General features: G+C 66.1%; 9 protein-coding genes and 1 pseudogene. 7 read left to right on the forward strand and 3 right to left on the reverse strand.

The annotated features are described in order from the left end of the window. Positions 1–5: 5 nt before the first annotated feature. The 3 genes and pseudogenes from AC1RP5_RS19105 (at position 6) to metH (ending at position 5613) form a co-directional block, all read left to right on the forward strand. Positions 6–989 carry an ArsR/SmtB family transcription factor gene (locus AC1RP5_RS19105; RefSeq protein ID WP_493113136.1) on the forward strand — a complete coding sequence of 328 codons (984 nt, stop codon included), beginning with the start codon at positions 6–8 and terminating at the stop codon, positions 987–989. 29 nt (positions 990–1018) lie between these two features. Then, complete coding sequence (metF, locus tag AC1RP5_RS19110; protein ID WP_493113396.1) at positions 1019–1906, forward strand: methylenetetrahydrofolate reductase [NAD(P)H]; 888 nt, start codon at positions 1019–1021, stop codon at positions 1904–1906. Beyond that, positions 1903–5613 (forward strand): annotated as a pseudogene (gene metH, locus AC1RP5_RS19115) (methionine synthase). The gene metF and the pseudogene metH overlap by 4 nt, the downstream one beginning before the upstream one ends. A 66-nt stretch (positions 5614–5679) precedes the next feature. On the opposite strand, the gene AC1RP5_RS19120 reads toward metH, so the two are convergent. Next, complete coding sequence (locus tag AC1RP5_RS19120; protein WP_493113138.1) at positions 5680–8181, reverse strand: glycogen/starch/alpha-glucan phosphorylase; 2502 nt, start codon at positions 8179–8181, stop codon at positions 5680–5682. A gap of 262 nt (positions 8182–8443) precedes the next feature. On the opposite strand from AC1RP5_RS19120, the gene AC1RP5_RS19125 reads away from it, so the two are divergent. The 4 genes from AC1RP5_RS19125 (at position 8444) to AC1RP5_RS19140 (ending at position 11390) form a co-directional block, all read left to right on the forward strand. Then, entirely contained in the window at positions 8444–9166 is a 723-nt protein-coding gene (locus AC1RP5_RS19125) for a sulfite exporter TauE/SafE family protein (protein WP_493113398.1), read from the forward strand. Positions 9167–9220: 54 nt separating this feature from the next. Beyond that, positions 9221–9742, forward strand: a complete 522-nt coding sequence (locus tag AC1RP5_RS19130) for a hypothetical protein (protein ID WP_493113139.1) — start codon at positions 9221–9223, stop codon at positions 9740–9742. 110 nt (positions 9743–9852) lie between these two features. Then, positions 9853–10713, forward strand: coding sequence for a phytanoyl-CoA dioxygenase family protein (locus AC1RP5_RS19135; protein WP_493113141.1), 861 nt, complete (start codon positions 9853–9855; stop codon positions 10711–10713). 158 nt (positions 10714–10871) lie between these two features. After that, a complete protein-coding gene (locus AC1RP5_RS19140) occupies positions 10872–11390 on the forward strand; it encodes a DUF992 domain-containing protein (RefSeq protein ID WP_493113142.1) in 519 nt (172 codons plus the stop codon). Between the two features lie 7 nt (positions 11391–11397). Here AC1RP5_RS19140 and AC1RP5_RS19145 read toward each other — a convergent pair whose 3' ends face one another. Beyond that, positions 11398–12252 carry a TauD/TfdA dioxygenase family protein gene (locus AC1RP5_RS19145; protein ID WP_493113144.1) on the reverse strand — a complete coding sequence of 285 codons (855 nt, stop codon included), beginning with the start codon at positions 12250–12252 and terminating at the stop codon, positions 11398–11400. A 23-nt stretch (positions 12253–12275) separates the two neighbouring features. After that, on the reverse strand, positions 12276–13232 hold the full coding sequence (locus AC1RP5_RS19150; RefSeq protein ID WP_493113146.1) for an AEC family transporter: 957 nt from the start codon (positions 13230–13232) through the stop codon (positions 12276–12278). Positions 13233–13252: the final 20 nt, after the last annotated feature.

The raw sequence follows: 13252 nt of genomic DNA on the forward strand, positions 1-13252 counted from the left end.
TCCGCATGGAACACCTTCTCACCCTGCTGCGGGCTGCCGCCGAGGATACCCGGCTGCGGATCCTGGCCCTGGCCGCCCGCGAGGACCTGACCGTCAGCGACTATGTGAACGTGCTGGGTCAGAGCCAGCCGCGCGTGTCGCGACACCTGAAATTGCTGGTCGAAGCGGGCCTGCTGGAGCGGTTCCGCGAGGCGCAGTTCACCCGTTTCCGGCTCACCAACGGCGGAGAGGATGCCGCCCTCGTGCGCGAATTCGTGCGCCGCCTCGACCCCAAGCATCCCCGGATCGCCACCGATCGCGCCCGGCTCGATGCGGTCCAGCAGCGCCGCCAGACGGCTGCCGCCCGCTTCTTCCGCGACAATGCCCAGCGCTGGGACGAGCTGCGCGCCCTGCACGTGGCCGACCGCGAGATCGAACGGGCGCTGGTCCACCATCTGCCGGCGGGCGCCCGCCGGCTGCTCGACATCGGCACCGGCACCGGCCGGCTGCTCGAAGTGCTGGCGCCCAAGGTCGAGCAGGCGATCGGTGTCGACCAGAGCCGCGAGATGCTGGCGCTGGCCCGCGCCAACCTGTCCCGTGCCGGCATCGAGAACACCGACATCCGCCAGGGCGACATGTATGCCCTGCCCTTCGAGTCCGACAGCTTCGACGTCGTCACCATCCATCACGTGCTGCACTACGCCGACGATCCCGCCGCGGCGCTCGCGGAAGCGGCGCGCGTGGTCCGTCCGGGCGGCTCGGTGCTGGTGGTCGACTTCTCGCCGCACGATCTCGTCGAGCTGAAGCGCGAGCATGCGCATGTGCACCTGGGCTTCGCCGACAACCAGGTGCAGGGCTGGCTGCGCAGCGCCGGCCTCAATCCGCTCGAGCCCATCCACTTTCCCGGCCGCCGCCTGATGACGGGCATCTGGCGCGGCGAGCGTGAGCTTCCGGCTCACGCCACTGCCCGGCCCACTGCCGCCCTTTCCTCCCATGGAGTTTCACGATGAGTCCCGATACCGGTCCGATCGGTTCCCCGATGAGCACGACGACGGCCGAGTTCCCCGCCCACGCGCCGCAACGCCTGGCAGTGTCGTTCGAATTCTCGCCGCCCCGCACCGATGCCGCCGAGCAGACGCTGTGGGAGACGGTCAACCGCCTGACGCCGCTACAGCCGAAGTTCTTCTCGGTGACCTACGGCGCCGGCGGCTCGACGCGCCAGCGCACGCACGACACGGTGGCGCGCCTGAAGAGCGAAACCGGCATCGATGCCGCCGCGCACCTCACCTGCGTCGCCGCGACCCGGGGCGAGATCGACGACATCGCGCGCGCCTACTGGGATGCCGGCATCCGCCACATCGTGGCGCTGCGCGGCGATCCGCCCGCGGGCATGGGCGCGCAGTACACGCCGCATCCCGGCGGTTATGCCAATGCCGCCGAGCTGGTCGCCGGCCTGAAGAAGATCGGCAATTTCCAGATCAGCGTCGCAGGCTACCCCGAGAAGCATCCGGCCTCGGCCGACGAGAAGGCCGACCTCGAGAACCTCAAGGCCAAGGTCGATGCCGGCGCCGACCGTTGCATCACGCAGTTCTTCTTCGAGACCGACGACTTCCTGCGCTTCCGCGACCGCGCGGCGGCGGCGGGCGTGCACGTGCCGATCGTGCCGGGCATCATGCCGGTGTCGAACTTCCAGTCGGTCACGCGCATCGCGGGCCTGTGCGGCTCCAAGGTGCCGCCGTGGTTCTCCACCATGTTCAAGGGTCTCGACGACGACATCGAGACGCGCCGCATGATCGCCGCTACCGTGGCCGGCGACATGTGCCGTCACCTGCAGAACGAAGGCGTGGACCAGTTCCATTTCTACACGCTGAACCGCGCCGATCTCACTTTCGCGATCTGCCATCTCCTGGGAGTCCGCCCGCAATGACCCGCGAGGAAAAGGCCGAACAGCTGCGCGCGATCGGCGCCGAGCGCATCCTGATCAAGGACGGGCCCTACGGCTCGATGATCCAGAGCTACAAGCTCGACGAGGAAGGCTTCCGCGGCGGCCGCACGTTCAACCACGACCAGAAGGGCAACAACGACCTTCTGAACCTGACGCGTCCCGACGTGGTCGGCGAGATCTGCAACGCCTATCTCGATGCCGGCGCCGACATCGTGGCGACCAACACGTTCAACTCGAACTCGATCAGCCTGTCCGACTACGGCATCACCGGCATGGCGCGCGAGATCAACATCGCCGCGGCGAAGCTGACACGCGCCTGCGCCGACGAGCACACCGCGCGCGATCCGTCCAAGCCGCGCTTCGTCGCCGGCGCCCTGGGGCCGACCAACAAGACGCTCTCGGTGTCGCCCAAGGTCAGCGATCCGGGCTTTCGGGCCGTCACCTTCGACGAGGTGAAGGACATGTATCGCGAGCAGATCGAGGGGCTGCTGGACGGCGGCGTCGACTTCATCCTGGTCGAGACCGTGTTCGACACGCTGAACGCCAAGGCAGCCCTCGTGGCCGCCGACGAGGCGGGCGAGGCGCGCGGCGAAGTTCTCCCGGTCATGGTGTCGATGACGCTGACCGACCTCGCCGGCCGCAATCTCTCGGGCCAGACGGTCGAGGCCTTTTGGCATTCGGTGCGGCACGCCAAGCCGATCACCATGGGCCTGAACTGCAGCTTCGGCGCGACCGAATTGCATCCCTACGTGCAGGCGCTGAACCCGCAGGTCGACAGCATGCTCTGCATCTATCCCAATGCCGGCCTGCCCAACGAACTCGGCGCCTACGACGAGCCGCCGGAAATGACGGCCAAGCTGGTCCAGGGCTGGGCCAAGAACGGCTGGATCAACGTGGTTGGCGGCTGCTGCGGCACGACGCCCGGCCACATCAAGGCGATCGCCGAGGCGGTCAAGGGCATCACCCCGCGGACCTGGCATGTGCTACCACCCGCCCTGCGTCTCAGCGGCATGGAACCGGCGAGCTTCTTTTAAATGTCCCAGGATATCGACAGCGACAACACGCCCGCGCCGCGCGCGATGTTCATCAACATCGGCGAGCGCACCAACGTCACGGGCTCGGCCAAATTCAAGAAGCTGATCATCGAAGGCGACTACACCGCCGCCATCGAGGTCGCGCGCCAACAGGTCGACAGCGGCGCGCAGATCATCGACATCAACATGGACGAGGGCCTGCTCGACGCCGAGCTGGCGATGGACACGTTCCTGAAGCTGATCGCATCCGAGCCCGACATCGCCCGCGTGCCGATCATGATCGACAGCTCGAAGTGGAGCGTGATCGAGGCCGGGCTGAAGTGCGTCGCAGGCAAGCCGATCGTGAATTCGATCTCCATGAAGGAGGGCATCGAGCCCTTCATCGCGCATGCCCGCAAGGTCCGCCGCTACGGCGCCGCGGTCGTGGTCATGGCCTTCGACGAGAAGGGCCAGGCCGACACCAAGGAGCGCAAGGTCGAGATCTGCGCGCGCGCCTACGACATCCTCGTGAACCAGGTCGGTTTCCCGGCCGAGGACATCATCTTCGATCCCAACGTCTTCGCGGTCGCGACCGGCATCGAGGAGCACAACAACTACGGCGTCGACTTCATCGAGGCGACGCGCGAGATCAAGGCGCGCTGCCCCGCCGCCAAGATCTCCGGCGGCGTCTCCAACCTGTCCTTCGCCTTCCGCGGCAACGAGCCGGTGCGCAAGGCGATGCACTCGGTGTTCCTCTACTATGCCATCCAGGCCGGCATGGACATGGGCATCGTCAATGCGGGCCAGCTCGAGGTCTATGACCAGATCCCGCAGGAACTCCGCGACGCCTGCGAGGACGTAATCCTCAACCGCCGTCCCGATGCGACCGACCGGCTGCTGGAGATGGCGCCGAAGTACAAGGGCACCGGCGCGGAAGCCGCCGATCCCAAGGACGCCGAATGGCGGAGTTGGCCGGTCGAGAAGCGGCTGGAGCATGCGCTGGTGAAGGGCATGGACCAGTTCGTCGTTGCCGACACTGAGGAAGCGCGTCTGGCGATCGCACGCCCAATCGAGGTGATCGAAGGGCCGCTGATGGCCGGCATGAACGTGGTCGGCGATCTTTTCGGCGCCGGCAAGATGTTCCTGCCGCAGGTCGTGAAGAGCGCCCGTGTCATGAAGAAGGCGGTGGCGCATCTCCTGCCCTACATCGAGGCGCAGAAGACCGAGGGCTCGCGGTCCAAGGGCAAGATCGTCATGGCGACGGTCAAGGGCGACGTCCACGACATCGGCAAGAACATCGTGGGCGTGGTCCTGCAGTGCAACAACTTCGAGGTCATCGACCTCGGCGTCATGGTGCCGTTCCAGGACATCCTGAAGAGCGCCAACGACAACAAGGCCGACATCATCGGCCTCAGCGGACTGATCACGCCGTCGCTCGACGAGATGGTGACGGTCGCCGAGGAGATGAACCGGCAGGGCATGACGATGCCGCTGCTGATCGGCGGCGCCACGACCTCCAAGGTCCACACCGCGCTGCGCATCGCGCCGCGCTACAACGGCCCCACGGTGCACGTGCTCGACGCGTCGCGCGCTGTCGGCGTCTGCTCCTCGCTCGTCTCGGAGTCGGGCTCGCAGGCCGAGGATTTCGCGGCCAAGGTCGCGGCCGAATACGAGGCGATCCGGATCGAACGCGCGGGCGGCTCCAAGGAAAAGGTCGTTCCCCTCGAAGTCGCGCGCGCCAACCACTTCAAGATCGACTGGTCGGCCTATGCACCGCCCAAGCCGGCGCTGACCGGCACGCGCGTGTTCGACGACTATCCGCTGCACGAGCTGGTCGAGCGCATCGACTGGACGCCGTTCTTCCGCGCCTGGGAGCTCGCCGGCAACTATCCCAACATCCTCAAGGATGCCGTGGTTGGAGAGAGCGCCACCAAGCTCTACGCCGACGCGCGCAAGATGCTGGACCGCATCGTGCGCGAGAAGTGGCTGACGGCGAAGGGCGTGGTCTCCTTCTGGCCCTGTCGCCGCGAAGGCGACGACGTGGTGCTCTACAAGGACGAGACGCGCAGCGAGGAAATCTCGCGGCTCTACTTCCTGCGCCAGCAGATCGAAAAGCGGGCGCCGCGTGCCAACATGTGCCTGGCCGACTTCATCTCGCCCGAGGCTGACTGGATCGGCGGCTTCGCCGTGACGGCGGGCCATGGCATCGAGGAGCATCTCGCCCGCTTCAAGGCCGACCACGACGACTATTCGGACATCCTGCTGAAGGCGCTGGCCGATCGTCTCGCCGAGGCCTTCGCCGAGCGCCTGCACGAACGCGTGCGCAAGACGCTGTGGGGCTACGCGCCCGAGGAGTCGCTCTCCAACGAGGAGCTGGTGCGCGAGAAGTATCGCGGCATCCGCCCGGCTCCGGGCTATCCCGCCTGCCCTGATCACAGCCAGAAGCCCGAGCTGTTCCGGCTGCTGAACGCGGGCCAGAATGCGGGCATCCAGCTCACCGAGAGCTTCGCGATGATCCCGACCTCGGCCGTCTCCGGCTACTACTTCGCCCATCCCGAAGCGGAGTATTTCGGCGTCGCCCGCATCGGCAAGGACCAGGTCGAGGACTTCGCCGCGCGCCGCGGTGTTACGATCGAGCAGGCCGAGCGCTGGCTGCGCCCGAACATCGGGTACTAAATCAGACAAAGGTCGCCGTCGGGCGCCCTTCAAGATGAACTGCTGGCCTTCGTGAGGGACCCGGCATCAGGGAGCGTTGAGCTTGATGTTCCAGATGTCGTCGCAATATTCGCGAATGGTGCGGTCGGAGGAGAACCAGGCCATCCTGGCCGTGTTCAGCACGCTGGCCTGCCACCAGGCACCCCGGTCGCGCCACCGTGCGGCGACCTGGCGCTGTCTCTCGGCATAGGAGTCGAAGTCGGCGCAGACCATGAACGTGTCGTGGTGCGTGAGAACGTCGACCAGTTCGCGGTAGCGGTCTCGCTCGTCGGGCGAGAAAAGTCCGGAGCCGATGGCCTCGACGGCGTCGAGGAGGTCGGGCGACGACTCGATGGATTTCTTCGAATCGTTGCCTGCTGCCCGTCGCGCATTCACCTCCTCGGCCGTCATGCCGAAGATGAAGATATTGTCCCAACCAACATGTTCGCCGATCTCTATGTTGGCGCCATCCAGCGTGCCGATGGTAAGCGCCCCGTTGAGCGCCAGCTTCATGTTGCCGGTGCCTGAAGCTTCCAGTCCCGCCGTCGAGATCTGTTCGGAAAGATCCGCGGCCGGAATGATCCGCTCCGCGCGGCTGACATTGTAGTCGGGCACGAAGACGACCTTCAGCATGCCCCGGATCGTCTGGTCGTTGTTCACGCGCGCGGCGACGTCGTGGATCAGTTTGATGATCAGCTTGGCGCGGTGGTAGCTGCTCGCGGCCTTGCCGGCGAAGATCTTGACCCTCGGCGTCCATTCGCGTGTCGGATACATCCGCATCGACTGATAGAGCGCCACGGTTTCGAGGATGTTGAGGAGCTGGCGCTTGTATTCGTGGATGCGCTTGATCTGGACATCGAACATCGCATCGGGGTCGATATGGATCTGCAGCGTATCGGCGATGCGATTGGACAACGTCACCTTGTTCTCGCGTCGGACGGCGATCAACCGGTCGTGCAGTGCGGTGTCGCCAGCGTGTCCAGCCAGTGTTTCGAGTAGATGCGGATCGTCCATCACCTTCTCGCCGGCAACGTCGACGAGCAGCCTGGTCAATCCCGGGTTGGCCTCGAAGAGCCACCGGCGAAAGGTGATGCCGTTGGTCTTGTTGACGATGCGGTTGGGGTAGAGGTCGTTGAGGTCGCGGAAGACGGTCTGCCGCATCAGCCCGGTATGCAGGGCCGAGACGCCATTGATCTTGTGCGATCCGATGAAGGCCAACGAGCCCATGCGGACCCGACGCCCGTTATGCTCGTCGATCAGCGACAGCGCCGCCACCAGCGCAGGGTCCCGCTGCTTGTCGGCCGGCATGTGGGCCAGATGGCGCGAGTTGATGAGATAGATGATCTGCATGTGGCGCGGCAGCAGGCGTTCCATGAGCTGGACGGGCCAGGTCTCAAGCGCTTCCGGCAACAGCGTATGGTTGGTGTACGAGAACACCGCCTGAGTGATCTGCCAGGCCTCCGACCAGGGCAAGGCATGCTCGTCCACCAGCAGGCGCATCAGCTCGGCGACCGCGATGGCGGGATGGGTGTCGTTCAACTGGACGGAGGCATATTCGCCGAGGCTGCGAACGTCGCCGAACTGCTCGATGTGCCGGCCAACGAGGTCGGCGAGAGAGGCGGCCGAGAAGAAATACTCCTGGCGCAGGCGAAGTTCCTGGCCGGCGGGCGTGTGCTCGCTGGGATACAGGACTTGCGAGATCGCGTTGGCGCGTGCCCGGGCCGAGCTCGCCCCGACATGATCACCCTGGTTGAAGGCGTCGAGCCGCAAAGGATCCGGCGCGCGGGCCGACCACAAGCGCAGCGTGTTCACATGCTTTCCCCGCCAGCCCGGCACCGGCGTGTCGTAGGCGATCGCATCGATCGTCTCGGCGGGGTGCCAGACGTAGCGCATGCTCGTCTCGTCGGCCTGACTGCCCCCGAGCGCTTCCACGGTCCCGCCGAAATGGACGACGTGCCGGACCTCGGGACGCTCGAATTCCCAAGGGTTGCCGAGGGAGAGCCACGATTCGGGGTATTCCTGCTGCCAGCCATTCTGGATGACCTGGCGGAAAAGACCGTGATTGTAACGGATTCCATAGCCGTAGGCGGCCACGGACAGCGTGGCCATGCTTTCCATGAAGCAGGCCGCCAGCCGGCCGAGGCCACCGTTGCCCAGCGCCGCATCGGGCTCGATGTCCCGCAGCGTGTCGAGGTCCACGCCAAGCTCGGCCAGGGCGGTCCGCATGGGTTCGAGCAGATTGAGGTTGTTCAGATTGTCGATCAGCAGGCGGCCGATCAGGAATTCCAGCGACAGGTAATAGACTTGCTTGCGCTTTTCCGCCTGCGTCTCGCGGGTCGACTGCATCCAGCGATCGACGATGCGGTCGCGGACCGCGAGCGCCGTGGCGATGAACCAGTCGCGGGTGGTCGCGACCACCGGATCCTTGCCGACGGAATAGGTCAACTTCCGGACGATGCCCCTGCGCAGGGCCGCGACATCCTCATCCCGGGCCGGCAGGGCCAGTCGGGCAGCGATGGTCTTGCTGACGGCCGGTGGTGTCTCGCTCATCAGGATCGCTCCTCGTATGGGCACCTGCGATCGGTGCATTGCTTTAGGGTGATCGCCCGCAAAGTGCCGCCGGATTACGCAGCCCTCTCCGTCAGCCGGGCGCCGCGCCCGCAGTCGTGGTGATGATCGTGGCAATGCTGGTGGTCGTTTGTCGTTGCATCCCCTGACCATTTACGCGGGATCGGCAGACATCCGCTGAAGGTTAGGATATTCGCTTACGGCTAGCCAGACGCCGCCGCAGGGGGATCGGGGAGATACGATGCTGAGTTATGCCCTGGTCCTGTTCGTCGGACTTATTGCAGGGACAGTGAGCGGCATCGTCGGCACCGGCGCCACCGTCATCCTGCTGCCGGTGCTGGTCATCGTCTTCGGGCCGCGCGAGGCGGTGCCGATCATGGCCGTCGTGGCGCTCATGTCGAACTTCGCCAAGATCACCGCCTGGTGGCGCTACATCGACTGGCGCGCCGCCGGCGCCTATGCGCTGGGCGGCATTCCGGCCGCCGCCCTGGGCGCGCGCACCTTGCTGGCCCTGCCCGAGAACACGGTCGAGACGGCGCTGGGCGTGTTCTTCCTGGTGATGATCCCCGGCCGCCGCTGGCTCGCCGCGCGCAACATCAAGCTGGGCTATGGCGGCCTGTTCGTGGCCGGCATCGTGATCGGTTTCCTCACCGGCATCGTGGTCTCGACCGGACCGCTCAGCGTGCCCGCCTTCGCCGCACACGGACTCGTCAAGGGTGCGTTCATCGTCACCGAGGCCACCGGTTCGATCGCGCTCTACATCAGCAAGGCCCTCACCTTCCACGCGTTCGGCGCACTGCCGACCGACATCATGGTGAAGGGATTGATCACCGGTTCGTCGGTGATGGCCGGCACCTATCTCGCGCGCCTGATCGTCGAGCGGTTGAGCGTCGCTGCGTTCCAGTACCTGCTCGACATCGTCATGGCCGTGTCGGGCCTCTCGCTGCTTTATGCGGCGCTGAGGTAGACGACCACAAAATCCTTCGGCAAGGATGCTCGCCTCTTCGAGGAGATGAAGAAGATGGCGATCACGAAGCAGGAACTACGGGCGCTCAGCGCCGACGAACGCGAGATGGTGGACATGTCGGGCGCGCGCGCCGCGAAGGCGTTGACCGACACCCAGCTGTCGAGCCTGGTGAAACGGCTGCGCACGAAGCGCGATCGCGCACGCACCGTCGCCGATCGCCAGCGTCGCGAGTTGCGCGGCAAGGCGCGCGCGCGTGGCGCGGCGCCGGTGAAGGCCGATGACGGCTCGCAGGTGAAGCTCGCCGTCCTGACAGCGGCGCTCGCTCGCCTCGACACCGAGACCGCCCGCCGCAGCACGGTGAAGGCCAAGGCGTCGATGGTCGCGAGCGCCAAGAAGGCGCTGGCGCTGAAGCAGAAGGCGAAGCCCGCCAAGGGCAAGCCCAAGGCCACGCCGAAGGCGGCCAAGACGGTGCGCGGCAAGGCGCGCGTCGAGGTCGAAAACCATGTGCCGGCGTCGGCGCGCGGCCGGGTCCGCAGCCAGGTGGCGAAGGCCCAGGCCAAGCGCGACGCGCGCTAGAATCACTGGCAAAACCGCGTCGGGGGCCACGGGCCGCGATGCGATAGGGCGACGCCGACACGGGCGTCGCATCGCGCTAAACTGCCAGCAAGCTTCCAAGGGAGGAACGCATGCTGGCTAACACCACGCGCACGCTCACCGAGGCGCAGCGCGAGCAATGGGCCGTCGACGGCTACCTGCAGATCGAGGGCGCGTTGTCGCCCGCCGAAGCCGAATTCTTTTCCAAGCTTCTCGACGACAAGGTTCGCACCGAGCAGGGCTACGAGCCCGCGCCGGGCACGCTGCCGCGCGGTCACTATGCGTGGAAGCTGCCCGACCAGAACAAGGACGCGTTCATGGATCGGCGCGACCTGCTTCCCTACCACCAGGCCTTCATCGACCTGATCGATCGGCCGGCGATCTTCGACCTGATCCTCGATCTGATGGGCCCTTACATCCAGTTCTCGATGAGCCAGGCGATCATCCGCGCCTCGACCGACATGTTCCCGGGCTACACCCATACCGACGGCGGACAGGCGCAGAAAGCGATCCGCGTCAGCGAGACCAGCCGGCCGCTCGCGGTAAAGGTCATGTACCTGCTGACCGACGTGACCGCGGAGAACAGCGGCAACTTCACCGTGTTCCCCGGCAGCCATCTCCGGCCCTTCCCTGACCGGCCCGAGCGCGTGCCTGGTCCGGGCACGCCGGGCGCGGTGCCGCTGCTGGGCAAGGCGGGCGACGCCTATGTCTTCCCGCATGCGCTGTGGCACGGTCCTTCGCCCAACCATTCGGGTAAGGCGCGCAAGACGCTGCTCTACAACTACTGCCAGATGTTCATGCGGGCTTACGATTTCAGCGGGCCCTATTCGGCGATGTTCGATCGCTGCACGCCGCGCCAGCGCCGCCTGCTGGGCGACCTCGGCCATGACTTCCGCCCGGGCGACTTCTTCTACGCCCCCGAAGACCAGGAAGCGGTGATGATGGGGGCATAGGCCCCCACCGTTCCCCATCGTCTTGGTGGGACCTATTTGCATTACCCTTTGGCGACAGGGTGAATGAAGCGGTCGTCCCTTTTCAGCGACCGCGCGACGTCGTAATGGCTCTTCCGACTGGCGCTCCTTCGGGCGGCCATTCGCTTACAGGAGCATCAATGAAGAACGTCGTCATGGCGGCCGCGGTGGCCGTCCTTGCCCTCTCGACCGGCGCCTGCACCACCGGCATGCAGCAGTCGAGCGCTCAGCAGCTCAACACCACCAACGCCAATTCCCGCATCTACATCGGCTCGCTGACCTGCAACGTCGGCGGCAGCACCGGCTACGTGCTGGGCTCGGCCAAGCCGCTCGACTGCGTGTTCCTCGGCAAGGACGGCGTCTCGACGGCGCAGTACACCGGCACGATCGACAAGGTCGGTATCGACATCGGCTACACCAAGGCCGTGCACACGATCTGGCGCGTCTACTCGCTGGGCTCGGACCGTGGCGCGACGCAGATCGCGGGCACCTATGTCGGCGAGCAGGGCACGGTCGCGGCCGGCAGCCAGGCCGGCGGCAACTGGATCTATGGCGGTCCGAACGCCGAGATCGGCATGGTCTCGTCGGGCGTCGTGAAGGACGCCGGTTACAACCTCGCGACCGGCGTGGCCGCGATGACGATCCGCCTGAAGCAGTAGCTTCGGCTTAAGACGCCGCTCCCGTCGCCGCCTGCAACGCGCAGCCGGCGACGGTGATGCGGTGCATCAACCGCCGCTCGCCTTGATAGTCGTTCTGCGCGCTGTGCCAGGTGGCGCGGTTGTCCCAGAAGGCGATCGAGCCGTCGCGCCACTGGAAGCGGCTGGTAAACTCGTCCCGCGTGACGTGCGCGTAGAGATATTCCAGCAACGGGTTGCTGTCCTCGACGCTCCAGCCCTCGAAGTGCAGGGTGAAGTCGGCATTGACGTAGAGCGCCTCGCGGCCGCTCAGCGGATGGCGGATCACCACCGGATGCAGCACATCGCCGACCTGGTCGCCATTGTGGAAGACGAGGTCGCTGCCGCTGGCCTTGCGCGCGGCGGTGCCGAAACGATGCGCCGACGAATGCACCGCGTTCAGCCCGCGCAGCGTCTGCTTCAGCCCTTCCGACAGTGCCTCGAAGGCGCTGTAGACGTTCGCGAACAGCGTGTCGCCACCCTTGGACGGCAGCTCGCGCGCCACCAGGATCGAGCCCATGGCCGGGATCTGGTCGTAGGTGTGATCGGTGTGCCAGCGCTCGCCGATGTTCTTCTGCTGCTGCGGCTCCTTGCGGACCTCGGCGATCTGAGGATAGCCGGCAACCGGCGTGAAGTAGCGATTGATGTCGATCTTGCCCCAACGCTGGGCGAATTCGATGTGCTGCTCGGGCGTCAGCTTCTGGTCGCGGAAGAAGATCACGCCATGCTCGACGAAGGCGCGCTGCACCTCGTCCCACTGGCGGTTGCTCATCGATTTGAGATCGAGCCCCAGCACCTCGGCGCCGCAGCCCTCGAGTTCGCGAACCTGAACCGTTTCGTACGTCATGGGGCTATCCTCCGGTCCCGAGCTTACCGCGCCTGAACGCCGAGCAACAACAATGCCACGGACAGCGTAAAGACGCTGGCGGCGGTCGAGATGACCACGGCGTTGGTCGCACGGCCGACGCCGATTCCGTACATCTGGGCGATCAGGTAGACGTTGGCGCCCGCCGGCAGCGCGGCGTTCAGGGTCGCCACGTTCAGCCACAGCGGGTCGAGCGGGAAGACGTAGCGGCCGATCGTCCAGACCAGCACCGGCAACACCGCGAGCTTGAACGCCGAGGCCAGCGCCGCGGACTTCCAGTGGCCCTTCAATCCGACATGAGCCAGCGAAGCGCCGACCATGATCAGGCCGCAGGGCGGCGCCGCGGCCGCGAAGGCCTGCAGGATGCGATCGATCACCGCCGGCGTCGCGATGCTGGTGTGGGTCGTGATCTCGCCCCAGAGGAGGCCCGCGAAGATCGCCGGGATCACCGGGTGCTTCAGCATCGACAGCGCCGCACCGCCCAGTCGCTTCAGGACCTGGCCGCGCCGCCCGCCTTCGCCGTCCATCTCCATCAGGAAGCAGGTGAAGGTGAGCAGGATCAGCGAGTGTACGCTGATGATCATCAGCAGCGGCACCAGCCCCTGCTCGCCGAAGCCGTAGCTGATGAAGGGGATGCCGATCCCGACGCCGTTGGAGAAGGAGCCGCTCAGCGCAAACATGGCGCGGTCGCCAAGCCGCATGCCCTGCAGCCGGCCCAGCACCATCATGCCGCCGTAGAGCAGCATCACGCCGCTGAAGAAGGCGAGCAGCACCTGCGGCTCGAGCGTCTCCAGCCGCACCTTGGCCATGGAGCGGAAGAGCAGTGCGGGGAACAGGGCGTAGAAGGTGACGGCGGTGAAGCCGCGCAGGCCCTCTGGCGTGAGGAGCTTGCTGCGGCCGATCAACCAGCCAACCAGCACCATGCCGAACACCGGCACGATGATGTCGACGATTGCACTCATGTACGCAGAGCGCGCCACTC

The sequence above is a fragment of the Reyranella sp. GW821-FHT12G01 genome (genome assembly GCF_058806575.1).

Excerpts from the sequence above, each read along its gene's own strand:
- AC1RP5_RS19130 (WP_493113139.1), top strand. The coding sequence starts at position 9,221 with ATGGCGATCACGAAGCAGGAACTACGGGCGCTCAGCGCCGACGAACGC.
- AC1RP5_RS19135 (WP_493113141.1), top strand. The coding sequence starts at position 9,853 with ATGCTGGCTAACACCACGCGCACGCTCACCGAGGCGCAGCGCGAGCAA.
- AC1RP5_RS19145 (WP_493113144.1), bottom strand. The coding sequence starts at position 12,252 with ATGACGTACGAAACGGTTCAGGTTCGCGAACTCGAGGGCTGCGGCGCC.
- AC1RP5_RS19140 (WP_493113142.1), top strand. The coding sequence starts at position 10,872 with ATGAAGAACGTCGTCATGGCGGCCGCGGTGGCCGTCCTTGCCCTCTCG.
- AC1RP5_RS19120 (WP_493113138.1), bottom strand. The coding sequence starts at position 8,181 with ATGAGCGAGACACCACCGGCCGTCAGCAAGACCATCGCTGCCCGACTG.
- metF (WP_493113396.1), top strand. The coding sequence starts at position 1,019 with ATGAGCACGACGACGGCCGAGTTCCCCGCCCACGCGCCGCAACGCCTG.
- AC1RP5_RS19105 (WP_493113136.1), top strand. The coding sequence starts at position 6 with ATGGAACACCTTCTCACCCTGCTGCGGGCTGCCGCCGAGGATACCCGG.
- AC1RP5_RS19150 (WP_493113146.1), bottom strand. The coding sequence starts at position 13,232 with ATGAGTGCAATCGTCGACATCATCGTGCCGGTGTTCGGCATGGTGCTG.